Annotated in this window: 22 protein-coding genes and 1 tRNA gene; 10 read left to right on the forward strand and 13 right to left on the reverse strand. The window is 58.6% G+C overall.

The annotated features are described in order from the left end of the window. The first annotated feature begins 503 nt into the window (after positions 1–503). Positions 504–1,619 carry an MBL fold metallo-hydrolase gene (locus CAI21_RS16280; protein WP_116303264.1) on the forward strand — a complete coding sequence of 372 codons (1,116 nt, stop codon included), beginning with the start codon at positions 504–506 and terminating at the stop codon, positions 1,617–1,619. A 39-nt stretch (positions 1,620–1,658) separates the two neighbouring features. Here the strand turns inward: CAI21_RS16280 and CAI21_RS16285 are convergent, their stop codons facing one another. The 5 genes from CAI21_RS16285 to CAI21_RS16305 all read right to left on the reverse strand — a co-directional run bounded on the left by CAI21_RS16285 (position 1,659) and on the right by CAI21_RS16305 (position 7,142). Next, complete coding sequence (locus CAI21_RS16285; RefSeq protein ID WP_116303265.1) at positions 1,659–3,557, reverse strand: PAS domain-containing hybrid sensor histidine kinase/response regulator; 1,899 nt, start codon at positions 3,555–3,557, stop codon at positions 1,659–1,661. A gap of 245 nt (positions 3,558–3,802) precedes the next feature. Continuing rightward, a complete protein-coding gene (locus CAI21_RS16290) occupies positions 3,803–4,984 on the reverse strand; it encodes a hybrid sensor histidine kinase/response regulator (protein ID WP_116303266.1) in 1,182 nt (393 codons plus the stop codon). After that, on the reverse strand, positions 4,966–5,466 hold the full coding sequence (locus tag CAI21_RS16295; protein WP_116303267.1) for a PAS domain-containing protein: 501 nt from the start codon (positions 5,464–5,466) through the stop codon (positions 4,966–4,968). Before CAI21_RS16295 ends, CAI21_RS16290 begins: the two co-directional genes overlap by 19 nt. Positions 5,467–5,589: 123 nt before the next feature. Further along, complete coding sequence (locus CAI21_RS16300) at positions 5,590–6,696, reverse strand: SLC13 family permease (protein WP_116303268.1); 1,107 nt, start codon at positions 6,694–6,696, stop codon at positions 5,590–5,592. 38 nt (positions 6,697–6,734) lie between these two features. Then, entirely contained in the window at positions 6,735–7,142 is a 408-nt protein-coding gene (locus CAI21_RS16305) for a MerR family transcriptional regulator (protein ID WP_116303269.1), read from the reverse strand. Positions 7,143–7,305: 163 nt separating this feature from the next. Here CAI21_RS16305 and CAI21_RS16310 point away from each other — a divergent pair, with 163 nt between their 5' ends. The 4 genes from CAI21_RS16310 to CAI21_RS25680 all read left to right on the forward strand — a co-directional run bounded on the left by CAI21_RS16310 (position 7,306) and on the right by CAI21_RS25680 (position 10,363). Continuing rightward, positions 7,306–8,355 carry an SO_0444 family Cu/Zn efflux transporter gene (locus CAI21_RS16310; RefSeq protein WP_116303270.1) on the forward strand — a complete coding sequence of 350 codons (1,050 nt, stop codon included), beginning with the start codon at positions 7,306–7,308 and terminating at the stop codon, positions 8,353–8,355. Between the two features lie 77 nt (positions 8,356–8,432). After that, positions 8,433–9,248, forward strand: a complete 816-nt coding sequence (locus tag CAI21_RS16315; RefSeq protein ID WP_181919480.1) for an acyl-CoA thioesterase — start codon at positions 8,433–8,435, stop codon at positions 9,246–9,248. Between the two features lie 48 nt (positions 9,249–9,296). Continuing rightward, a complete protein-coding gene (locus tag CAI21_RS16320; protein ID WP_309544962.1) occupies positions 9,297–10,076 on the forward strand; it encodes an NAD(P)H-dependent flavin oxidoreductase in 780 nt (259 codons plus the stop codon). Continuing rightward, entirely contained in the window at positions 10,070–10,363 is a 294-nt protein-coding gene (locus CAI21_RS25680; protein ID WP_309544963.1) for a nitronate monooxygenase, read from the forward strand. Before CAI21_RS16320 ends, CAI21_RS25680 begins: the two co-directional genes overlap by 7 nt. Positions 10,364–10,484: 121 nt before the next feature. Here CAI21_RS25680 and hisN read toward each other — a convergent pair whose 3' ends face one another. From hisN to CAI21_RS16355, 8 genes are all read right to left on the reverse strand, one after another. Next, a complete protein-coding gene (hisN, locus tag CAI21_RS16325) occupies positions 10,485–11,225 on the reverse strand; it encodes a histidinol-phosphatase (RefSeq protein ID WP_220348578.1) in 741 nt (246 codons plus the stop codon). An 83-nt stretch (positions 11,226–11,308) separates the two neighbouring features. Further along, on the reverse strand, positions 11,309–11,806 hold the full coding sequence (locus CAI21_RS16330; RefSeq protein WP_258868161.1) for an NADPH-dependent FMN reductase: 498 nt from the start codon (positions 11,804–11,806) through the stop codon (positions 11,309–11,311). 190 nt (positions 11,807–11,996) lie between these two features. After that, on the reverse strand, positions 11,997–12,095 hold the full coding sequence (locus CAI21_RS26085; RefSeq protein WP_404840886.1) for a hypothetical protein: 99 nt from the start codon (positions 12,093–12,095) through the stop codon (positions 11,997–11,999). Positions 12,096–12,106: 11 nt separating this feature from the next. Then, a complete protein-coding gene (locus tag CAI21_RS16335; protein ID WP_181919481.1) occupies positions 12,107–13,078 on the reverse strand; it encodes a sensor histidine kinase in 972 nt (323 codons plus the stop codon). 735 nt (positions 13,079–13,813) lie between these two features. Beyond that, positions 13,814–13,889 (reverse strand) — tRNA-Phe (locus tag CAI21_RS16340). 75 nt (positions 13,890–13,964) lie between these two features. Continuing rightward, a complete protein-coding gene (locus tag CAI21_RS16345; RefSeq protein ID WP_116303272.1) occupies positions 13,965–14,231 on the reverse strand; it encodes an oxidative damage protection protein in 267 nt (88 codons plus the stop codon). Next, the gene (gene mutY / locus CAI21_RS16350) at positions 14,228–15,358 is read right to left on the reverse strand and encodes an A/G-specific adenine glycosylase (protein WP_309544714.1); all 1,131 of its coding nucleotides are present in this window, start codon (positions 15,356–15,358) and stop codon (positions 14,228–14,230) included. Before mutY ends, CAI21_RS16345 begins: the two co-directional genes overlap by 4 nt. After that, the gene (locus tag CAI21_RS16355) at positions 15,297–17,498 is read right to left on the reverse strand and encodes an AsmA family protein (RefSeq protein ID WP_116303274.1); all 2,202 of its coding nucleotides are present in this window, start codon (positions 17,496–17,498) and stop codon (positions 15,297–15,299) included. Before CAI21_RS16355 ends, mutY begins: the two co-directional genes overlap by 62 nt. Before the next feature lie 307 nt (positions 17,499–17,805). Here CAI21_RS16355 and CAI21_RS16360 point away from each other — a divergent pair, with 307 nt between their 5' ends. The 5 genes from CAI21_RS16360 to CAI21_RS16380 all read left to right on the forward strand — a co-directional run bounded on the left by CAI21_RS16360 (position 17,806) and on the right by CAI21_RS16380 (position 23,168). Then, entirely contained in the window at positions 17,806–18,336 is a 531-nt protein-coding gene (locus CAI21_RS16360; protein WP_116303275.1) for a host attachment protein, read from the forward strand. A 164-nt stretch (positions 18,337–18,500) separates the two neighbouring features. Further along, positions 18,501–20,036, forward strand: coding sequence for a flavin-containing monooxygenase (locus CAI21_RS16365; protein WP_116303276.1), 1,536 nt, complete (start codon positions 18,501–18,503; stop codon positions 20,034–20,036). Between the two features lie 62 nt (positions 20,037–20,098). Further along, positions 20,099–21,073, forward strand: a complete 975-nt coding sequence (locus CAI21_RS16370; protein WP_116303277.1) for an alpha/beta fold hydrolase — start codon at positions 20,099–20,101, stop codon at positions 21,071–21,073. Positions 21,074–21,189: 116 nt separating this feature from the next. Then, the gene (locus CAI21_RS16375) at positions 21,190–22,161 is read left to right on the forward strand and encodes a CobW family GTP-binding protein (protein WP_258868166.1); all 972 of its coding nucleotides are present in this window, start codon (positions 21,190–21,192) and stop codon (positions 22,159–22,161) included. Next, complete coding sequence (locus CAI21_RS16380) at positions 22,158–23,168, forward strand: WD40 repeat domain-containing protein (protein WP_116303279.1); 1,011 nt, start codon at positions 22,158–22,160, stop codon at positions 23,166–23,168. Before CAI21_RS16375 ends, CAI21_RS16380 begins: the two co-directional genes overlap by 4 nt. The last annotated feature ends 22 nt before the right edge of the window (positions 23,169–23,190 follow it).

Genomic DNA, 23,190 nt, shown 5'->3' on the forward strand with positions numbered 1-23,190 from the left:
GAAGCGGTCGTTATCCGGTGGGAAGCACAAAATGCCTCTCTCTCGTAGCTCGCCTGCCGCCAAGCAGGCACGACAAGGGACATTTTGTGTTTCCCACACGCACACGATGACACGTTTGCATGACAGGCAAAGCTAAACGCTCGCCTGGCGGGCGAAAACGGTCACTGCGGAATAAAACAAGGAAAGCGGAGTCGAAACGGACGTCGACGGGCAGTCAACGGATTGGATTCGCACTCGCTTCCTACCGTTTGGCGGGAAGCGAGCCAGAGATCAGCGGATTCCTGGACGCTTACCGCACGAACGGGATAAGCATATGGTTGCTACGGCAACTACAACTACTAGAGTCCAAGGAAAAATGCCCTCTGATTAGAACGAGTAGCGCCGAGTATACCCACAATTGGGCGGCAAACAAGATGATTAACCACTAGCGGTCGATCACTAGCGACAAAATCTGATTTATTATGTTCGCCTCTACCGAGCCAGTTTGCGCGAGGAATAACGGAATGCCTCAGCCCACAAAGCCAACTCAATCCGCACGCCGCTTCGGCCGATGGCTGCAACGCGCTATAAAACCGCGCAACCCCTATTACGACCCCCAAAAGCCCCATCACACGCCGCACGGCTTTCGGAATAACTATCCGCATGGCGCTCCGACGGGGAAAGATTTCCTACGCTGGCAATGGCAGCGGTTTCGGGCCGGGCTACCGAAACCGCCGGCAGCCCCGATCATGCCGATCGAGCCGGACCTGGCCTATCTGCACGCAAATCGGGAAGAAGCAAGCGTGACCTGGATCGGGCACGTCACATTGCTCTTGCAAATCGGCGGCCTGAATGTGCTCACGGACCCACACTTCTCCAACCGCGCCTCGCCGTTCTCCTTCACCGGCCCGCCACGCCACCAACCGCCGGGGATCGCGTTGGCCGACTTGCCGCCCATCGATGTCGTCATGCTCTCCCACAGCCATTACGATCATTTGGATCGGCGTAGCGTACGCGCACTGTATCGGCAAGCGGGCGGGCCTCCGCTCTTCCTGCTGCCGCTGGGCTTAGGGCGCTGGTTCAGCAAGAACGTCACAAAAGGCGATTGGGAGCACTTACGAGAGCTCGATTGGTGGGATACGTACGATCACCGCGACGTACGCTTCACGTTCCTGCCCGTCCAGCACTGGAGCTCGCGCACGCTGTGGGACCGCGATACGACATTATGGGGTGCTTGGGCGGCGGAACACCCTAGTTTTCGGTTTTTCTTCTCCGGCGACCTCGGCTATTCGCAAGATACCCTCGACATCGGCGAGCGAATGGGCGGGTTCGATCTAGCCGCTATCGGGATCGGCGCCTACGAGCCGCGCTGGTTTATGCATAATCAGCATATTCATCCGGAAGAAGCCGTCCGTATACATCGCGAACTCAGAGCACGGCGCTCGCTTGGCATCCACTGGGGCACGTTTGAACGACTCACCGACGAGCCGCTGGACGAGCCGCCACAGGTGCTCGCCGCTGCGCGCGCGGCGGCGGGCATAAGCGAGGAGGAGTTTTTTGTCGTTCGGCACGGCGAAACCTATCGCCCTGCCGACATCCTCGAACAGCAGCCACTCGAAGCCAGCGCAAGCGAGAGCTAAGCTTTGCGGGATTAACCCGAAGGGGGTGGGGATGACGGATCACGGCGAAGCTTGGGTAGCGGCCGAGTTGACGAAGGCTTCTAAAGTGTCGATATCGACCGGTTTCACGAAATGACGGTCAAAACCCGCCGCCAAGGCCTTATCCCGGTCGGAGGCCTGGCCATAACCCGTTAAGGCAGCCATCAAGGCGTTTTTGGTGGCGGGTTCGCGCCGCATGCGGCGGGCAACCTCATAGCCGTCCATACCCGGCAAGCCGATATCAAGCAATACCACGTTCGGCTTCGCTTGCGCTGCCAGGCGCAAAGCGTCAGTGCCATCGTTAGCCACCATCACCTCGTGCCCGGCATCTTCGAGCAATAATGCCAGGGTTTCGGCGATCTCAGAACTGTCGTCAACCACCAGCACACGTACACCGCCAAGCCCTCGATGCTGAGACCGCTCGACCACCATCTGCTGCTCTGCACGAGAGGGTTGCCCGGCGGCCAAAGGAAATCGGACGATAAACTCCGAGCCCCGATGCGGGCCGGCACTGTGCACCGCTATCGTACCGCCATGCAGCTCAACCAGATTCTTAACAATCGTTAAACCGATCCCCAGACCGCCCTTTGCCCTATCCAGACCACGCTCGGCTTGGCCGAACAGATCGAACACATGACGCAGCACCTCCGGCTTCATCCCAATACCGTTGTCGAGCACTCGCAGCTCGGCATTATCGCCTTCGGTCGTTAAGCGCAGATCGATATTACCGCCCGCATCGGTATATTTAGCCGCGTTGGCCAGCAAGTTCACCAGAATCTGTTCAAGTCGTATCGCATCCCCTTCGACCCATACCGGAACACTAGGTCGGGCAACCCGGACACGATGCCGCTTCTCGTCAACTAAGCTTTGTACGCTCTCTAACGCGCGATCGACAATATCCGACAGATTCACAGGCTCTGTCCGAAGCGTCACTAATCCGCGCGTTACCCGAGAGACATCCAGCAAATCGTCAACCAACGCGCTCAACCGCCGTGTCTGTCGCTTGACGATGCCGAGATAACGAGCAGCTTCCGGAGCTTCCGGCCGCTTCTCCAGCAGGTGCACGGTATTGCGTATAGCGGCTAAAGGACTACGCAACTCGTGGGCCAGCATCGCTAAGAATTCGTCTTTGTGCCGATCGGCTTCCTGCAGTGCTTCCTCGGCAAGCTTACGGTCATGAATATCGACCGATACCCCGAACCAACGGATGATTCGACCGCTATCGGCCTCGCAGTAAGGCACGGCCCGGACAAGAAACCACCGATAGTCGCCATTCTTCGCCCGTAAGCGCATCTCCGAGACGAAAGTTTCGCCACTATAATGAGACTCTTTTAAACCTGTCAGCACCCGTTCTACGTCAGCCGGATGAACGACCTTATACGCAGCTTCCTCAACCGTGGTTGCTTTATCGTCCTGGCCAGTATAGGTAAACCATTGGCGGTTAAAGAACTCGATGTTCCCCTTGGGGTCGGCAATCCAGATAATCTGAGGAACGGCATCAGCCATTTGCCGAAAGCGTGCTTCGCTCGCCCGTAGCGCTTCTTCGATGCCTCTGCGCTCGGTGACGTCCAACAACGAGCCGATCATCCGGCAAGACTTACCGGACTGGTCGCGGGCAATGTAGCCGCGGTCCATGAACGTCGCATAGCTCCCGTCGCGCTTACGCAGCCGGTATTCTTCATGCCATCCGTCTTCGCCTTTCTCGACGGCCATGTGTAGGCTGTCGACAACCCGCTTCCGGTCATCGGGATGGATCAGAGCCTCCCAAGCCCCAAGGCTGTGCCCCATTTCCTCGGGGGTATAGCCAAGCTGCGAAGCGACGGCATCGTTCCACGCCAACCACCCCGTTTCGATATCCCAATCCCAGATAATGTCATTCGTGGCGCGGCTGATTAAACGTAGTCTTTGATCGCTGTCCACCTCGCTATCCCTCGTCCCGGAGCTGACTCGTTCGTTCGACCATTACCGCTACACTCCCGGTCCATGTTCCTTACGGACTTCCAGCTGCCTGCTTCTGGCTCTAACAGGCGGCGAGCTTTGGCTGGCAACGTCCTTACCCTTCTTTTTTCATTAGAACGCTCTGTCCTACAGCCGTCCCTGCGCTTTCTTCGACAGCCTGCAAAGGGTGGGGGTACGACTTACTGTTTGCTATAGTTAAGTAACGACTAATGCTGGGGTGAATGCTGTTGCTCCCCTATGTTGCCCACGAACGCCTCTAACTCGGCAAGATCTACCGGTTTCGTGAAATGCCGGTCGAAACCCGCCTGCTGTGCGCGCTCAACATCGCGCGCCTGCCCGTATCCGGTTAATGCCGCCAACACCGCACCTTCCGTACGCGGATTCTGGCGTAGACGATCAGCCACTTGGTAACCGTCCATACCCGGCAAACCGATGTCGAGCAGGATCAGCTCCGGCTCTATTTTCTCGGCCGCACGCAAGGCACTTCGACCATCGGTTTCTACATGCACTTGATGGCCCAGCTCTTTCAGCAACAGCGACATTGTCTCGGCAATGGCGGGGTTATCCTCCACCAACAAGATACGCACTTTGCTACTCGAGTGGGGATGGGAACGAGAATTGTCGGCCTCCGGCACCGCCGCAGCGGCGGTCAACGGGAGTTTCACCACGAATTCGGCCCCTTTCTCAAGACCGTCGCTAAAGGCTTCTAGGCTGCCGCCATGCAGCTCGGCGAGCCTTCTCGCAATGTTCAGACCGATGCCAAGCCCTCCCTTCGCGCGATCGAGCCCTACCTCTGCCTGATCGAACAGATCGAAGACCTGCTGTAACTGCTTAGGAGTCATTCCGATGCCTGTGTCGCGAACTCGGACCTCGGCGTAGCATCCATCGGCGCCCAGCTCGATGCTTATATGCCCACCGGCATCGGTGTACTTGGCCGCATTAGTCAGCAAGTTGACTAAGATCTGTTCCAAGCGAATCCTATCGCCCTCCACCTCAACAGGCTTTAGGGGATAGCTCACCTCAACCCAATGTCGCTTTTCCTCCATCAGGGGTTGCACACTGTCCAATGCATGCCGTACCGTCTCGGCCAGATCGACCTCCTCTTTCTTCAACTCGATGCGCTGGCGGCTTATGCGGGATACATCCAATAAATCGTCCACCAGCCCGCGGAGCGTATCGGTTTGCCGCTCCAGAATATCGAGGTAGCGTGTGACACCGGAACCGGTAACGCGCTTTACCAACTGCGCACTGTTGTGAATAGCCGTCAATGGGTTTCGTAGCTCATGGGCAAGTGTCGCCAGAAATTCGTCTTTTCTGCGCGCTTCAAGACGCAACTGCCGGTTAGCAGTGTCCAGCTCTTCGCTACGTTTTAGTAATTCGACGGCCATTTCCTGATTCTTGGCCTGCAACGATGCCGTAAGCTTGCGTTCGGATTCGCGGGCCGCGAAAGCCGCACAAACCGAGTAACATCCTCGACGCGGTGCAAGATATAAAGCAGCTCTCCTTGCGGCGATAACACCGGCACATTGACCGGACTCCAGTAACGCTCTTCAAAGGCGCCCTCCCGACCCGGGATATCGTAGCGCTGGCAAGCCATGGTGTCGGGCGCATTGGTTGCGACCACACGCTCAAGCGAAGCGCGCAGGTTAGTAACGCCGGTGGCGGTAGGGTCGTCGGGGTTGTCGGGAAAAGCCTCGAAGACACCCTGTCCTAGTACCGCATCGCGAGTCACACCGGTCACCGCCTCCCTAGCCCGATTGACCCCCACGATGGTAAACGGCGCGGCAGGCAACAAGAGCAGATAGGCATCCGGACACGACTCAAACAGCCACCGGAAATGGGAGTCGGGAATCGCAACCCGGTCGGACATAGCAAGATCCTGACGCAAGCGGTAAACGTTGAGCCCAGGCGGGCTGATTGGCGTAAAAACCTGAGGCTACTTTGCAGCGAGGCAAGGGTTATTAAGAAAATAGCCGAAGCAGTGAAGACAGACTCATCGCAACAAGCAAGCCACCGCTACGCAACTCACGATCAGTACCGGTACCGACCACCAATGGAACTCGCGCCAAAGCCCTCTTTGACGCGCCAAACGCAGTGCAATTAAGTTCGCCAGCGAACCGATCGCCAGGCCGAATCCGCCTACACTGACGCCCCACGCAAGCCGCTGCCAATCGTCGGCAAGCCCTTCTAAGAAAATGGCGGCAGGCACGTTAGAGATAAGCTGCGAGAACAGAACGCCCGCCGTAAACATACCGCCCGGCCATTGCTCGATATGGCTACCGAGTAATTGAAACGCCGGCAGACTCGCTAACAGACCGAGGTCGACAAACATGAGGACAAAGATCAGCAATAATAACCAATCGACCCCCAAAACCACGCGGCGGTACAACCCGGCATAGAGAACCAGCACGGCGAGCGCGGCATAAGGCCCCCAGCCGGTTTCCACCAAAAGCAAAAAAGGCAGGTAAGACAGCAAGGAAAGCCACAGCAGCCGCTTGTTCAAAACAGGCGACTCGAAATCCCCCGCAACGCGAATCGGCTTTCGAGAAAACGCCAGCGGCACCGCCAGCACCAAGATCAGCATAAGAACCAGAGACAGGGGCGCCATCACGCTAACGAATTCGAAAAAACCGACGCCCGAAGCCTGCCAGAGAAAAAGATTTTGCGGATTTCCAATCGGGCTAATCGCAGAACCGGCATTCACCGCCAAGGCTTCGAAAACGATCAGACGCCCTACGGGCAATTCGCTCACAACGCGCAAGCCCAACGTCAACGGCACAACGATAAACAACGCCACATCGTTGGTAACAACAGCCGACAACGCCGCAGAAAACCCCACCAGAAAGAGCGCTAGCGTTCGCTCGCCGCGGACCCGCGACAATAACCAGCGCCCGCACTGCGCCAAATAACCGCTTTCTTCCAAACCCCGGCTTAGCACAATCAAACCGGCCAAGGCGGCAATCGTGTGCCAATCCACCAAACCCGGCAGTTCGCCCGAGGAAAGGTCGGCGACGAAATACAACGGCGGCAGCGCCAACAACAAGGCAAGCAGTAAGAAGTCTTCGCTCAGACGCGAGCAAATACGGCGCAACAGGTACATCGGTGGGAATCCCAATTGGCGGGAAAAACGGACGCTAACTATTCGGCCTCGTAGCGCGCATCGAATAAGGCCTCGATAATCCGGCAATCCGCCACGCGCCCCCCGCCGCATTGAACGACCACCGAACGCAATTCATCGGCAAGCCGCTCTAGCGATGCAATCCGCTCTTCTAAACGTTCAAGATGATGCCGAGCGATGCGGTCGGCACTCGCACAATCCGAGTCCGGGTGCTCGGCTAGCGCCAACAGCTCGCTGATCGTTTGCAAATCCAAGCCCAACGACCGCCCATGACGAATAAAACCAAGTCGTTTAATCGCGGTCTCATCGTAATACCGGTAACCGTTCGCAGCCCGCCGCGGTGGATTGAGTAACTTAAGCTTTTCGTAATGGCGAATCGTCTCCCGCGAGCACCCGCTAAGTCGCGCCACCTCGCCTATCTTGAACATATTCGCTAACCCCGCTTGACCCTGCAATGATTACAGGGTTTAGCCTAAGTATCGTCAGCCATAAAGGCAATGAAAAAAGCGCGACGCCGGCCAACGGCAAGATGCACGGCGAGCGAGGCTGCTTTTTCATTGCTGCCGGAAAGATACTCAGGAGCAATGAGGCATGACCGTTTTTAACGAAATTCTCGCGGTAGCGCTTACCGCCGCGCCCTGGCTGCTGGCGGGTCTGTTCGCAGCCGGTTTGATCAAAGCCTTGATCCCGCAAAGCCTGCTGCAACGTTGGGTCGGCGGTCGAGGCCTGCTTGGCATAGGACGAGCAGCCGTAATCGGAGCGCCATTGCCGTTATGCTCCTGCGGTGCGATACCGACCGCGCTGACGCTACACCGTGGCGGCGCCGGGCGCGGCCCGACGACGGCTTTCCTGATCGGCACGCCCAGCGTCGGCGTCGACTCGATTGCGCTCACTTACGCGCTGCTCGGCCCCTTTATGGTCATAGCGCGGGCAGGTGGCGCGGTCGTCACAGCCATCACAACCGGCGTGATGGTCGCGTTCAGCGAACGCCGCGACACCATCCAGCAAGCGCCTGCAGCCGCCCCCGCCGGCACGTGCTGCGCAAGCGACTGCGGCGATCATAGCAAGCCGTCAGCGCCGGCCACGCAAACCCGTCTCAGCAGTCGCTTACAGGAGGGAATGCGTTATGCCTTTTCCGATTTACTGCAAGACATCGGCGGCTGGATACTGGCAGGCCTTATTATCGCCGGCGTGATCGTGAGTTTCGTACCTCCGGAAGCAATGGCTAATTACGGCAGCGGCATCTTGCCCATGCTGCTGTTGGCCATCATTGGCATTCCGCTTTATATCTGCGCCAGCGCCGCCACACCCATAGCCGCGGGAATGCTGCTTGCCGGTGTCTCTCCCGGCACGGCACTAGTGTTCTTGTTGGCAGGCCCCGTTACCAGCATGGCAACCTTAGCCGTACTTAGAAAAGAGTTAGGCACGCCGGCCTTGGCCTATTACCTGGGTGGAATCTTCATCAGCACCATCACGCTCGGCCTCTTGACCGACCAACTGGCGAGCCTGCTAGGCGTTAACGTCGTCAGCCAAGTCGGGGCCGCTCACGAATTATTACCCGCTTGGTTAGCCTGGTCGTCCCTGTTTATATTAATTGCCCTAGGCGTGCGCCCCTACCTGCGTCGTTTGATAAAACGATAGCTATAGCATTCAAGGTCGAAGCAGCGATAGGATCAGAAAAAGATAATAAACCAGCAGATTCGGACGTTAGGAATATTATGACCGCTCGCCAGACTTTACACATACTCGATCAAGCCGTCGCCCTCGACGGCGTCGATAGCAACACGTATACCGGCCGGACCAATCCCGCCTATCAAAATATGATCGGTCCGTTCGGCGGCGTCATCGGCGCAACCTTGTTGAATGCCATTATTCAACACCCGGAACGCCTCGGCGAACCGGTTTCGTTCACCGTCCACTACGCCGCCCCCATTAGCGACGGCGAATTTACTGTCCGACTAAGAATCATGCGAACCAACCGCAGCTCGCAACACTGGTTCGTGGAGCTAATCCAGGAGGAACAAACGGCCGCTTTTGCTACCGCCGTTACCGCCATTCGGCGCGATACCTGGGGCACGACAGACGCCGAATACCCACAGGTTCCAAACGCCGAGTCGGTTGCAGTCACACCGCCACTACCGCACGCACCGTGGACAAACTGCTACGAGATGCGATTTATCGACGGTTTCCCGGGTGTAGACGAACAACGAGAGCATCCCTCGCAATCGCGGCTGTGGTTACGCGACCAGCCACCGCGCCCGCTCGATTTCGTCTCGCTGGCCGCCATTTGCGACGCCTTCTTCCCCCGCCTTTTCGTACGACGCCCCAAACGCGTTCCCTTTGGCACCGTGGCGCTCACAACCTACTTTCACGCCGATACGGCGCAACTGGCCGAGCAAGGCAGCGCGCCGGTACTTGGCCTTGCCAAGGGAGTACATTTCGGCAAAGGCTTCTTCGATCAAAGCGCGGAGATCTGGGGCTCGGACGGCGCCCTGCTAGCCAGCAGCCATCAGATCGTTTACTACAAGGAATAAGCGACGGCGCGGCGCGCCGATAATGCCCCAAACCGGAAGGAGTCCTCTATGGCCGGCACCGACCCTCTATCGCGCTTACTGAAGATAGAACATCCGATTATTCAAGCGCCGATGGTTGGCGTCTCCACCCCGGAGCTAGCCGCCGCCGTCTCGAACGCCGGTGCGCTCGGCTCGATCGCGATCGGCACCAGCACGCCGGATGCCGCGCGCGAAACGATCGCTGCGACCCGGGCACTAACGCCGCAGCCTTTCAACGTCAACCTGTTCTGCCATCGCCCCGCCAGCGCCGATAGCGAGCACGACGCGGCTTGGCTCAAGCACCTGCAACCGTTCTTCGCCGAGTTCGGCGCAACGCCGCCAAGCGGTTTATCCGAAATTTACCGAAGCTTTGTCGATGACCGCCCGATGCTGGAGATGCTGCTTGAGGAGCGCCCGGCGGTGGTGAGCTTCCATTTCGGTTTACCGCCGACCGAGTGGATCGACGCCCTGCGCGCGGCCGGCATTGTCACGCTTGGCTGTGCGACGACGCTCGACGAAGCGCGCCAAATCGAAGCGGCAGGTCTCGACGCGGTGGTCGCACAAGGCACCGAAGCCGGCGGCCATCGCGGCGTATTCGATCCGGACCAAGGCGACCTGAGCTTAGGCACCTTTGCCCTTGTTCGCTTGCTTGCGCGACACTGCCAAATTCCCATTGTCGCCGCCGGCGGCATCATGGACGGAGCCGGCATTGCCGCCGCGCAGAGTCTCGGCGCAGACGGCGTTCAGCTCGGCACCGCGTTTATTCTCTGCCCGGAATCGGCTGCCCTCCCGCCTACCGGGCGATGCTGAAAAGCTCCCGCAGTCGCCATACCGGCGTCACCCGCGGTATCTCCGGCCGCCCTGCGCGCGGCATCGTCAACCGGATGCACACCGAAGTTGACCGCCCCAACGCGCCCCGGCCGCCCGCTTATCCCATCGCCTACGACGCCGGCAAAGCGTTGGCCGCAGCCGCGGCGAAGCAAGGTAATGCAGAGTTCGCCGCTCATTGGGCCGGCCAAGGTGCTCCGCTTGCTCGCGAAATGCCGGCGTCGGACTTAGTAAAGGCACTAATTCGGGAATGGCAAACGGGTCGGTAAGCTTTAACCGCAACACGGCGGGGCGCGTTTAGCGCCCAGCGTCAGTTTTGTCGATCTTAGCGAGCTTCGGCCCGAAGGATATTCAGCACCGCTGCGTGCAAGCGCGGATCGCCGCAGGCGACTATCTCCCCCCCGCCTGCGCGCTCTCTCCCTGCCAGTTAGTCACCCGCCCGCCGGCGCCTTCGATAATCGGAATCAACGCCTGGATATCGTAGGGCTTGAGATCCCGCTCGACGATCAAATCCACCATTCCCATAGCGAGCATGCAGTAGGCATAGCAGTCGCCGCCGTAACGGAGCATGCGCACCTGCCCGGCAACGGCCGCAAAAGCGTGCCGGCTTTCTGGAGAGTCGAACATCTCCGGGGTGGTACACATAAGAATGGCATCGCCCAAATCGGCACATTCCCGGGTAGCTAATGGCGTATCGCCAAGCCAGGCCCGCTCGCCATTACCCATAAAGCGCTCGCCGGTGAAGGGCTGGTTCATAACGCCCAGCACGGGCGATATGCCGTCGTTCAACGCGATTAAGGTGCCCCATAACGGCAAGCCGGTAATGAAAGCCCGCGTACCGTCGATAGGGTCAAGCACCCAGGTAAACTCCGAGTCGCCCGCCGAGGTTCCATGCTCTTCGCCTAAAATGCCATGCTCAGGATAACGCTCGCCAATCAGCGCCCGCATGACGCGCTCGCCCTCCCGATCGGCGACGGTGACCGGGTCGAACCCACCGGCGGCCTTGTTGTTCACCGCCTGGGAAGTACGGAAGTACGGCAGAATCGCCTCGGCCGACACATCGGCCAGCTGGTGAGCGAATTCTGTAAGTTCTTGTTTGCGATCCGCCGACAGGCGCATTCTTCTTATCATAGCAACAGATCCTAGGAGGGGCTAGCCCTCGCGTAGACGCTTCAGCGCTCCGCCCCACGCGATAAGTTGATCAAGCATACCGTTCAACGTTTTTCATGATAGCCCGCGGGCTTGAACGCGCTCATATTCTCGAAGTCGGTAAATAACGAGAACGTCACCTGACTCCGAACATCGGCGATCTGCAACTCGGCCATCACCAAGCGTAGGTGCTCGACGGCACGAGTGCCCCCGGCACTGCCGTAGGAGACGAATCCGGCAGCCTTGTTATTCCACTCGCGGTAGAGATAGTCGATCGCGTTCTTGAGTGCTCCGGAGGTACCGTGGTTGTACTCGGGGGTGACGAAGACGAACGCGTCAAAGGCATCGATTTTGCGCGACCAGACTTTCGTGTGCTCGTTGCTGTACTGGCCGAGCGAAGGCGGCACCGGCTCATCAAGGAGCGGCAGATTGAAATCCTTGATATCGACGAGTTCGAACTCCGCATCCGTACGCTGTTTGGCCAAATCGAAAGTCCAACGTGCCACCGCCTCGCCATTGCGTCCGGGCCGGGTGCTGCCGAGAATGATGCCAATATTGAGCATGATCGAGACTCTCCTGTCTACCGTTCGGTCATTTTCCTTCACGTGCAGGCAGCTATCCTTCTATGCAATAGTCAGGCGTTCATAGCCTATCCGCAGGGGAGCTACTTACCGGAGCCGGTCGTTGCTCGACACAGTGATCATCCCAAAGACAAAAAGGCCGCGTTGCACCCACGTGCGATATCCTGCACGCCTAATTCGACACCGCAACTTTGCGTGGCAAGCGGAACCAGAAGAGCGCCCCGTGTCCGGGCTGACTCTCTACACCAATTTCACCCCGTTGTGCTATCACCGCTCGGCGCGCTATGTGAAGACCGATGCCCAACCCATTTGGGCGGCCGACTTCAACGGCCGAAACAACTCCGCCTGTCGCTCTTTGGATATGCCCACCCCCGAGTCTCTGACCTTAAAGAGAACATGATCGTCCTCCTCCTCCACCTCGACTCTGACAAACCCCGATTCCGTGTACTTGATTGCGTTATCCAGCAGATTGCCGAGGGCATCTACAAATAGATGTTCGTCGACGTCCATCTCCAATGAGCGGTTTGCACGAATCTCCAACCGCAACCCTTTGGAACCCGCTTCCGCCCTCCGGTCATCCAGCACCTCATCGATGAGATTTGCTGGCCGCAGACAGCGCGGCCTGACCGGCAACTCCTCGGGCTTGAAGCGCTCCAGACGCATGACGCTCTCTATCAGGGATGTCATCCGGCGCACGCTGCGCAACGATGGACCGAGCAAATCCGCGGGAACCTTGGCGGAACGCTGCAACATCTGAAGCTGCAACGAGAGGCTGCTCAGGGGAGAACGCATCTGGTGCGCGAGGCCAGCAAGATAGTAAGCTCGATCCCGCGCCACCTTCTCAGCCTGATAGATGGTGTAGCGTCGCACCGATTCGGCCGTCAGTTCGAAAATCGACTGATAGAAATAGGAGTACTCGTCGAAGCTGACCTGCAACCCGCGATCTCGGACCCAGGGACGAATGACATCGACAACGATGCGGTATTCCCGAACCACCTCCTCTATCGGTATCTCTTGGGAGACTCTCGCTTCTGGGTCGAGGCGTTCGGTGACCTGCCAGATCTCGCCAGGTTCCTCTGCATCCCTAAGATCGCAGAGACCTTCGCCGATTACCTTAAGCTGCACCGAAAGATGGTCCTTCAGTGCCGCCTCGCCCACATTGAGGTGTGGATGCGGAGAACACCGCCAAGCGGTGTACCAGCGCTCGGTAACCTCTTCGCGGTCCTGAATTAAGGCATCACCGAAGCTCGACAACCTCCTTCCTCCTCTCGTACCTGGAAAGGCCCCCATTGCCCGGCGGCTAGTAAATGCTCTCTCAGGTAATCTGGGGACTAAGCACAAATCTATCAGCGAGCGCAGGCACCCATAGCCCAGCAGAAACGAATGCAACGCAGATCGTCCGCGCGGGAAAACACGATAAGTAGAGAGACAAGACGCAGGATGCCCGGTAATTACCCGGCACGGGGGGATTCAGTCCTCAGAAACAACAAAGACCACGAGCGAGCCCGAAGGGCCGAGCAAGCTAACCGCCGACAATAAACAAGTCGGTTCGATTCCTGTTAGCAAGAACCAAAGCAGTTAGAAGTTGCGATAGCAGACGGGGAATAGAAAGAAGATGGTGGCCAGGGACGGACCAATTCGCCGCTAGGCGAATTAGGTCGCCGCTAGGCGAGCCCGAAGGGCCGAGGCCCAGCATGGGCCGAGCAATCTAACCGCCGACAATAAATCAAGTCGGTTCGGTTCCTGTAGCTAAGAACCGAGACAGTCAGAAGCTGCAACATCAAGATGGGAAGATAGAGAAAATGGTGGCCAGGGACGGACCAATTCGCCGCCAGGCGAATTAGGTCGCCGCTAGGCGAGCCCGAAGGGCCGAGGCTCAGCATGAGCCGAGCAATCTAACCGCCGACAATAAACAAGTTGGTTCGATTCCTGTAGCTAAGAATCGAGACAGTCAGAAGCTGCAACATCAAGATGGGAAGATAGAGAAAATGGTGGCCAGGGACGGAATCGAACCGCCGACACGGGGATTTTCAGTCCCCTGCTCTACCGACTGAGCTACCTGGCCTCCGAAAGAGGCGCTCATTTCACCCGATATTAACCGCAGCGTCAAGAGCTACAGTGCAATTCTCTTATGAAAACCTCATTCCGGGCGATAATCCGGCGGCGTTTCGGCCCCTTCGCCAAAGAAGAATTTCTCCATCTCGCCTTCCAGAAACTTGCGCGCTTTAGGATCGACCGGGGTTAGTCGGTATTCGTTGATCAGCATGGTCTGGTGCTGAATCCAAGCTTGCCAGGCTTCTTTGGAGACATTCTCGTAAATCCGCTTGCCTAACTCGCCGGGATACGGCAGGCGTTCTAGGCCTTCAGCCTCGCGGCCGAGTTTGATGCAGTTTACCGTTCGCGTCATAAAGGGTCTCCTTCGCTCCATTTTGCCAGCAACCGCTCGATCGGCGCGGCCAGCCCGCGAGTCAACATTGAGCGGCTGTTATACCAGACGGTGTCACGCGGTTCCATGACTTGCCCTGGCGACGGGATGACCTGAACCTGGATCGGGGTTATTTCCAATCGGAAATGACTGAAAATATGCGTCAACGGCTCCCACTCGGTGGCTTTACCTGGTTCCAAGCCGTAATGCGTTCGACAGTATGCCCGCCAATCCGCCCCCGGCTCGCACTCGGGAAAGCTCCACAACCCGCCCCAAATACCGCTCGGCGGACGCCGCTCCAGAAGCAAGGCCCCCTCGTTTTCCAGCAAAAGCATGTTGACCCGACGGCGCGGTTGCGGCCGCTTCGGCTTAGATTCGGGGTACGCCGTCGGCTGCCCTTGCGCATACGCTTCGCAGCCATTCTGTAAGGGGCAACGGTGACATGCCGGGCGGGAGCGAGTGCATAACGTCGCGCCCAAATCCATCATAGCCTGATTGTACGCCGCGCACCGGAGCGGCGGCGTATTCCGCTCGCTAAGCGCCCATAAACGCTTCAAGGTGGCACTTTGCCCCGGCCAGCCGGGCACGGCATAGAAGCGTGCCAGTACCCGTTTAACGTTGCCGTCCAGAATCGGGTGACACTGGCCGCTGCCTAAGGAGAGAATCGCCCCGGCTGTGGATCGACCGATACCCGGCAACCCCTCGACGGCCTCCAGATCGGTGGGCAACTCGCCTCCATGTTCGGCCACAATCTGTCGAGCAGCTTTATGCAGATTGCGCGCACGAGCGTAATACCCTAGCCCCGACCATAAGGCCAGCACGTCGTCTTGCTCGGCAGCAGCAAGGCTGGCGACGTCGGGAAAACGCTGCATAAAGCGCTCGAAGTACGGAATAACGGTCGCTACCTGAGTTTGCTGCAGCATTACCTCCGAGACCCACACCCGATACGGAGTAGCAGGCCGCTGCCAGGGCAAATCATGGCGGCCGTGGCAGTCGAACCATTCGAGCACACGGCCGCTAAAGGCTTCGGGCGTTAGACTCATAGCATTAACGGCGTAGCAAATCGCGTACTCGGCCTTCCACTTCCTCGCCGACACGTTCGCGCGCACGCTCTTGCTCGCGCTCCAAACGCTCCTCCAGCTCCCGCCGCTCTTCTTCGACACGCTGCTGTAGGCGGTCCTGCTCTTGTTGCAGACGTTCGCGCGCTTCCCGCTCGGCTTCGCGTAGTTGTTCGCCGTGCAGCTGCATCAATGCGGATTGCAGGTCGACACTGATGTTGAAGTCGTCCAGCGGACCGCGAACGCGGATCGGAATCGGAATACGACGCAGCTCGTCGAGTTCGCGGCCTTCGGCGCCGGTGAGCGTATCCACCAGGTTAACCGTCAGCAGATAATCGAGGGTCATGTCCGTGAGGTTAACGCCGCCTTCGCCGGTAATACGCATTAGCGGCGACTCGCCGCGCAGATCCTCGTTGCGGATCACGCCGTCCTCGGCCACGAAGCTGCCGGTCAAACGCGCGAAGTCGCTGACGTCATCCTCCCGCTCCGGCGCATCGCGTCTCTGCAACCGCGCCTGCGCACGCCGCAGCTCGTAGGCGATGTTAATACCCTGGACAGACGCTTCGTCAAACTGAAACTGCCCTTCGCCCGTCAAACTGTTGAGCCAGGCGCCGACGCTATTGCCTACCATCGTTAGAGAAAACGCCACATCGCCGCGCCCGGTCACCCAGTCGTCATCGAGCAGATCCTCGGTCAACGGCCCGGCTTGAATACCTTGCAGCGCCTTGCGCATCGCTAAACGGGGAGTGTCTTCCCGCACGTCGAAAATCAACTCGCCTTCGAAGCGGCCGTCATAGAGATTCGCTTGCATGGGCGAAAGCCTAATCTCGCCGTTTTCGGCCCGCAGGTCGGCAGCCATATCGGCCATTTGCAAACCGGCAACCCGCAGTTGCCCCAGCCTGAATTCGCCGGTCAGATCCAGCCCGCGCAACAGTTCCAACGGCAAGTCGAATTCGGCCTCTTCCACCGGCTCGCCATCGATCCTTTCGGCCTCGTCCTCGCGCTCCGGCCCTAGGTAACGATCGAGATCGATGGCATCGATGCTCAGTGCAAACTCCGCTACCGGCCCTTCGAAAGAGCGCACCAGAGCACGGCCGCTAATGGTGGTATCGTCAAGCGCGATATTCAGAGTCCGCAAGTCGAGCTGCTCGTCGGCCCAAATCACGTCCATGGTGGCTGCCACGCGTTGCAAGACATCGGGGTCGGCGGTTTCCGGGGCGTCGATATCAAGCCGCGCCAGCAGCGCTCGGGCATCGAACTCGGGCACATCGACCCGCGCCTGGGCACTCAGCTGCTCGTCGTCTTGCCGAGCTTCTAGGGCGGCAAGTAGTTCGATCCCCGCAGCACCGATGCGCAATTCAGGCAACTCGTAACGGCCGGCGGCCAGATCCAGGTTGATCCGTTCGGCCCGCAACGACACGCTCTGCTCCCGGTTCGGGATTGCCTCGCCGCGAGCGATAAGTTGCAGATTAAGATTACGCGCTAGAAGCTGTTCGAACGCGGCGTCGAATTCGACCTCAAGACGTAAGTTGCCGGCTAAGCTCATATCGTCCGGCAGATTGACCGTCCAGCTCGACTGCACCGGCACCGGTTCGTTGAAGCGAATACGGCCCGTTTCGAAATTCAGCGGATCGATAGCGTAGCGATCGCCCGTTTGGCGATCCTCGTAGGAGAAGAAGGCGTCGGTTAGTCGCACGCCGCCGATGTCCGCAAGGGTAATGCCGACCTCGGTAGGCTCTTCGTCTTCCGGACGCTCTACCGGCTCTCGCTCGTCATCGGCGGTCGCTTCGATGAGCTGCTCCCAGTTACCCCGACCGTTTTCGTCGACGATCAGACGCACCCGGGCGCCCTCCAAAACCAGGGTGTCCAGCTCGATTTGGCGGCGTAACAAAGGCAACACGCGGACCGCCAAATAAACGCGCTCGATTTCGGCAAACGGCTCCGGGCTGTCGAATGCCGGATCGTCGGCCAGGCTGGTACGGCCTAGCTCCAACCCCAGCCAGGGGTAGAAAGACAACTTGAGGTCGCCTTCGATGCTGAGCTCGCGCCCGGTTTCGCGTTCGACGATGGCTTCGATGTCGTCGCGATAATCGTTCGGATCGATCAGCAGCAACGCTGCCCCCATAGCGCCCAACAAAAGCACTACCAGAATCAAAAAAACCAGCCCGATCCACTTGAGCACACGGCCCATATTCAAGCCCCCTACTGACGAATATTCAAAAAACGCACCTGCCCGACGTCCCCTCTTTCGGCAGACTGCCCGCCTAATTCAGGAAACAGCGTCTTTCGCAGCGACACCGTCACGCTAACAGCAGCACAGCCCTCACCCGGTGCCGGCAGCGAAACGTCCGCACCATCGATAACTTTTACAACGAAACCGACCTGGCTCTATAGTGCCATATTGAGATAAATCGCCCACCACCCCAAAGACTCAATTAGAGGGAGGCGATCTATCCGGGTCTCCGCCCCGCCGTGAGCAGACAGGACGGGAGACAACTATGAGCGAATACTGCGTTGTGGTCGCTGAAGTGGCACGAGCCCGCATCTTCACCTTAGAACCCCCGGAAGTACCGGAGTTCGACCCTGGCCCTAAACTTATCGAGCGCAAGTCACTTGCCAACCCGCAACACGTAGCTCAGGAAAGCGAATACTGGACCGAAACGCGTCGCGGCGCCCACCGCGAACACACAGCCGCACAACGTGCCGGGCAAGTGGTAGGCATTCCACATCATAATTATGACGAACACCGCGACCAGAACGAACGCCAGAATAATAAGGCATTTGCGAAAGATCTGGTTTCGGAGCTGGATCGCATGATCGCCGCGAACGGCTTCCGTCACGTTGTCCTTTGCGCCGAAAAGCAGATGCTGGGTTATCTGCGGCCGCAAATCAGCAGCCACCTCCACGGCGATATCGATTTACGCGAGGTACCTAAAGATCTAGCCAACTTATCGCCGCACGCCTTACACAGGAAATTGGCTAACGAGGGGTTTCTCCCGGCGCAGAAAAAGCGGGTACCGCCCGCTTAAGCGCGCATTCGTTGTCCGGTAATCCAGCAGGCCTGGCTCGGAGAAAATCGAGGCAGGCCTCTGCCGTTAAAAGCAAACACCCACAAACAGCTTGCTTGCCATAGCCGCTCGGTTACGCTAAGAAAACGCAAAACACGGACGTACAGGAGCGAGGGGCCATTATTATGACAACAAGCCCTAGAACGAACAGCAGGAGCAAAATCGCCATTATCGGCACCGGCTTCTCCGGCCTAGGCATGGCAATAAGGCTTAAGCAGGCGGGCGAACACGATTTCGTGATTTTCGAGAAGGAAGGCGGCGTCGGCGGAACCTGGCGGATCAACCAATACCCAGGCTGTGCGTGCGACGTTCAATCGCACTTATACTCTTTCTCGTTCGAGCCCAACCCCGACTGGCAGCGCACATTTCCACCGCAGCCGGAGATATGGGCGTACTTAGAGCGCTGTGCACAGAAATACGACCTGCATCCGCAAATACGGTTCGATACCCACATCGTCGCCTACCGCTGGGACGAAACCCGAGCCGTCTGGGAGCTGACCGACCAGGCCGGCAACCGGCACTCCTCGAAGATTCTGCTTATCGGCCACGGCCCATTGTCGAAGCCCGCTTATCCAAAAATCGAAGGCCTGGAGCATTTCCAAGGCAACTGCTTTCACTCCCAACGCTGGGACCACGACTATCCGTTACAGGGAAAGCGCGTAGCCGTGATCGGGACAGGAGCCTCGGCGATCCAGTTCGTACCGCGGCTCCAGCCCCATGTCGCGCGGCTAGACCTTTACCAACGCACGCCGCCCTGGGTCGTTCCGAAACCGGATCGCCGCTACACGCGGCTCGAACGCTGGCTTTTCCGCCATGTTCCCGCCGTGCAAAAGCTCTACCGGGGCTTTATCTATAGCGTTTTGGAAACCCGGGCGATTGCGTTTGCCGTTAACCCGCGCTTCATGTCGCTACCGCAGCGGGCAGCCTACTCTCATATCCGGCGACACATCAAAGACCCGGAGCTGCGGCGCAAGGTCACACCCGCTTACACCTTCGGTTGCAAGCGAGTGTTGATTTCCAACGATTACTATCCGGCACTGGCTCAGCCCAATGTCGACGTTATCGCCACCGATATCCGCCGCATTACCGGCACCGGGATCGAAACCGCCGACGGTAGGCAGCGAGAAGTCGATGCAATCATCCTCGGTACCGGTTTCGACTCTCATTTCCCGTTTGCAAAAGGCAGCGTCATCGGCCGCGAGGGGCGCGACCTGATGGATGCATGGGAGGAAGGCTTGGAGGCCTATAAAGGCACAACGGTAGCCGGTTTCCCCAACCTGTTCGTCATGATCGGACCGAACACGGGGCTTGGCCATAGTTCGATGATTTATATGATCGAGTCGCAAATCCGCTATATCCTCGACGCACTCGACACGATGCAACGCTATGGGATAGAGGTAGTGGACGTTAAAGAGAACGTTCTCGACCGCTTTAACGCATGGCTGCAAGAAAAATCCAATACGGCCGTGTGGAAAGTCGGCGGCTGCCGGAGCTGGTATCTGCACCCGAAATCGGGTAAGAACGACATGCTGTGGCCGGACTTCACCTGGCGCTTTCGGCACCTCACCCGACGCTTCGATATCGAAGCCTATAACTGCCTATCGCGACCGACAGCGAAGCAAGAAACAGCCGCAACAACGGCTTCAAAGGCAACGGTTTAGAATAAACCCAGAATAACAAGCCGGCCTATCGGCAAACCACAAAATCGTGCGGAGACTACGTCATGAGCGGCCCGACGGACCTTGAGTATTTCGGCATCGTGCGCGAGCGTTACCTCGCCAACCCCAGCAATCGGGCCGACCCCAACAAACTTCGCAACTGGAGCCCGCGGCGGACCCTCTGGCGCGGTGTGCAACGCCTCCATAGCTGGTCGCCAAGCATTCGCCGGCAAGAAGCCTGGGCGGGACGCCACCGCATTCCCTACTACGAAATAGGCACCCCCGGCCAACCGATCGTTGTGCTCCTGCATGGCTTCGGCGCGTTTAAAGAAAACTGGATGTCGATGGTGCGCTTTCTCGGGCGCTCCTTCCATATCCTGATCCCCGACATCCCGGGCTTTAGCGAAAGCAACTTCATGCCCGAAGAGTCCTATACGCTAGACCTGCAAGCGGAACGCTTAAGCAGGTGGTTTGCCAATCAACAACTCGCACCGGCCCATTGGGTTGGCAACTCCATGGGCGGCGGCATTGCGGGTATCTTCGCCGCGCGTTTTCCCGAACACGTCAAATCGCTCACGTTGATGAACGCCGCCGGCGTGCAAGGCAATAAGCAAAGCGAGATAGAAAAGCACTTAATGCGAGGCGAGAACCCGCTGATACCGAGCCGGAAACCGGAAGTCGCCCGCATGTTCGAGTTCGCCACCGAACGCCGGCGACAATTGTTCACGGTTTTGTTCGCACCTCTCCTGGCAAGCGACATGGTTCATCGCGCCGAGCTCAACCGCCGCCTGTTCGAAGATATGTTGGCGCCGGCCAGTCTTCGCAGCAGCGAACTCGGCCAGATCCGAGCACCGACGCTTATTTTATGGGGCGATTGCGACCGGGTAATCGATGTCTCCTGCACCGAAGCCTTTAAAGCGCTTATCCCCCATGCCGAGGTAACGGTTTTCCCCGGCGTCGGCCACCTCCCGATGATGGAGATCCCTCGCCAAGCAGCGCAAGCACTCCGTCACTTCTGGCGCAAAACCGACGCCCGATAAATAAAGTTGGCGCTAACAGCAAGGGCCGGCGGCATGACTTGAGTTGAGCGTCTCAAGCGCGATGTTATAACATTACATTTCGCCCGCAGACGCAAAAGGAGTATCGCCGTGAAAAAATCCCCGTCACCGTCCTCACGGGCTATCTCGGCGCCGGCAAAACGACCCTACTAAACCGCATCCTCAGCGAGCAGCACGGCAAGCGATATGCCGTCGTCGTCAACGAATTCGGGGAGATCGGAATCGACAACGATCTGGTAGTCGGTGCCGATGAAGAAGTCTTCGAGATGAACAACGGCTGCATTTGCTGCACCGTCCGTGGCGATTTGATCCGCATCCTCTCGGGCCTGCTTAAACGCCGAAAAGGCTTCGATGGCATCATCATCGAAACGACGGGGCTGGCCGACCCCGGGCCGGTGGCACAAACCTTCTTCGTCGACGACGACTTACAACGTCACACCCGGCTCGACGCGGTGATTGCAGTCGTCGACGCCAAACATCTCCCGCAACAGCTAGAAACCAGCCCGGAGGCGGCCGAACAAGTCGGCTTTGCCGATGTCATCCTGCTCAACAAGACCGATCTCGTTAGCAGCGAAGAACTTGAGCGGCTAGAGCACCGCATCCGCGGCATCAACATCCACACTCGCATACTGCGGACGCAGCAATGCCAAACCCCGCTGGAGGATGTGCTCGATGTCGGCGCCTTCGATTTCGATCGCATCATGACGCTGGAACCCGACTTTCTCGACGCCCATCACCATCACCATCACCACCACGAACACGACGATGCTATTACCAGCCTATCGCTGGAAACCGAGCATCCCGTACACGGCCCCCGGTTCGACACCTGGATGAGCGCGCTATTGCAGGTGCAAGGCCCGGACATACTCCGTTGCAAAGGCATATTAAACGTCGACGGTCTGAATCAACGCTATGTCTTCCAGAGCGTTCACATGCTGGCGCAAGGCACGACCACCCAACCCTGGCGAGAGGGCGAAACGCGCCATAGCCGGTTAGTGTTTATCGGTCGCAACCTCGATACGGAAGCCCTACGGGAAGGCTTTAACGACTGTATCTTGGAACCCGCATGAAGGGCCGCTCGCTGGTAGAACGCCTTGGCCAGGTCTGGGAGTTACCGGAGTACATCGTTGCCGCCTGCTTCGACGAAAAGGGCAATCTTGCCTTCGGTTTAGCCGACGGCACAGTCCATATCCTCGCGACCGGCAGCAACGATCCGCCTCGATCCGTCGCTGTCCATACTGGCGCTTGCATAAAGCTTGCGAACTATCCCGGCGGCGGTTTTATCAGCGGCGGCGACGATGGGCGCGTCGTTGCGCTATCGCCCGCCGGCGAGTACACCGAGCTGGCGCGACATCCGGCTCAATGGATCGACCATGTCGCCAGTCACCGCAACGGACGCATTGCCTACTCGGTAGGGAATACGCTGTACGTACTACAGGCCGAAGGCATCGCTCGGTTCGCCTACCCCAGCACGGTCGGCGGCCTGTGCTTCTCGGCTGACGGCGAGCGCATCGCCTGCGCCCACTACGGCGGCGTAACCGTCCGTCGGCTCGATGTCGACGAGTACGTTCCGCTCAGCCTGGAATGGCACGGCTCGCATATCGGCGTAACCTGGAGTCCGGATGGACGCTTTATCATCTCGGCGATGCAGGAAGAAACCCTGCGCGGCTGGCGCCTGCCGGACCAGAAAGACCTTCACATGGCCGGCTTTCGAACCAAAGTAAAATCCTGGACCTGGGTCGAGCACGGCCGCTATCTGGCCACCAGCGGCGCAAGCTGCCTTGCCTGCTGGGACTTTCGCGAACACGACGGACCGACGGGCAAAGAACCCTGGACAGCGGGCGACCGCGACGACACACTCATTACCCAAGTCGCCGCCGATCCAAACCGTCCGCTGGTCGCAGCGGGTGCCGATGACGGTTTAGTGTTTATCAACCAGATCGGCGACGACCGCGCCGGCGTCATCAAACCGACCGGGCAAGGCGCTATTACCACACTCGCTTGGTCGCCGGACGGCCATTGGCTTGCCATGGGCACCGAAGAAGGTTTCGCCGCGCTCGTACCGATTCCGGGTTAAATAAAATTAGCGAGAAGAAGCA

This window comes from Alkalilimnicola ehrlichii, from assembly GCF_003399765.1.
Classification (GTDB): domain Bacteria; phylum Pseudomonadota; class Gammaproteobacteria; order Nitrococcales; family AK92; genus AK92.

Excerpts from the sequence above, each read along its gene's own strand:
- CAI21_RS16305 (WP_116303269.1), bottom strand. The coding sequence starts at position 7,142 with ATGTTCAAGATAGGCGAGGTGGCGCGACTTAGCGGGTGCTCGCGGGAG.
- hisN (WP_220348578.1), bottom strand. The coding sequence starts at position 11,225 with ATGATAAGAAGAATGCGCCTGTCGGCGGATCGCAAACAAGAACTTACA.
- CAI21_RS16345 (WP_116303272.1), bottom strand. The coding sequence starts at position 14,231 with ATGACGCGAACGGTAAACTGCATCAAACTCGGCCGCGAGGCTGAAGGC.
- CAI21_RS16355 (WP_116303274.1), bottom strand. The coding sequence starts at position 17,498 with ATGGGCCGTGTGCTCAAGTGGATCGGGCTGGTTTTTTTGATTCTGGTA.
- CAI21_RS16300 (WP_116303268.1), bottom strand. The coding sequence starts at position 6,696 with ATGTACCTGTTGCGCCGTATTTGCTCGCGTCTGAGCGAAGACTTCTTA.
- CAI21_RS16295 (WP_116303267.1), bottom strand. The coding sequence starts at position 5,466 with ATGTCCGACCGGGTTGCGATTCCCGACTCCCATTTCCGGTGGCTGTTT.
- CAI21_RS16330 (WP_258868161.1), bottom strand. The coding sequence starts at position 11,806 with ATGCTCAATATTGGCATCATTCTCGGCAGCACCCGGCCCGGACGCAAT.
- CAI21_RS16365 (WP_116303276.1), top strand. The coding sequence starts at position 18,501 with ATGACAACAAGCCCTAGAACGAACAGCAGGAGCAAAATCGCCATTATC.
- CAI21_RS16315 (WP_181919480.1), top strand. The coding sequence starts at position 8,433 with ATGACCGCTCGCCAGACTTTACACATACTCGATCAAGCCGTCGCCCTC.
- CAI21_RS16380 (WP_116303279.1), top strand. The coding sequence starts at position 22,158 with ATGAAGGGCCGCTCGCTGGTAGAACGCCTTGGCCAGGTCTGGGAGTTA.
- CAI21_RS16320 (WP_309544962.1), top strand. The coding sequence starts at position 9,297 with ATGGCCGGCACCGACCCTCTATCGCGCTTACTGAAGATAGAACATCCG.
- CAI21_RS16370 (WP_116303277.1), top strand. The coding sequence starts at position 20,099 with ATGAGCGGCCCGACGGACCTTGAGTATTTCGGCATCGTGCGCGAGCGT.
- CAI21_RS16280 (WP_116303264.1), top strand. The coding sequence starts at position 504 with ATGCCTCAGCCCACAAAGCCAACTCAATCCGCACGCCGCTTCGGCCGA.
- CAI21_RS16310 (WP_116303270.1), top strand. The coding sequence starts at position 7,306 with ATGACCGTTTTTAACGAAATTCTCGCGGTAGCGCTTACCGCCGCGCCC.
- CAI21_RS16360 (WP_116303275.1), top strand. The coding sequence starts at position 17,806 with ATGAGCGAATACTGCGTTGTGGTCGCTGAAGTGGCACGAGCCCGCATC.
- CAI21_RS25680 (WP_309544963.1), top strand. The coding sequence starts at position 10,070 with ATGCTGAAAAGCTCCCGCAGTCGCCATACCGGCGTCACCCGCGGTATC.
- CAI21_RS16290 (WP_116303266.1), bottom strand. The coding sequence starts at position 4,984 with ATGGCCGTCGAATTACTAAAACGTAGCGAAGAGCTGGACACTGCTAAC.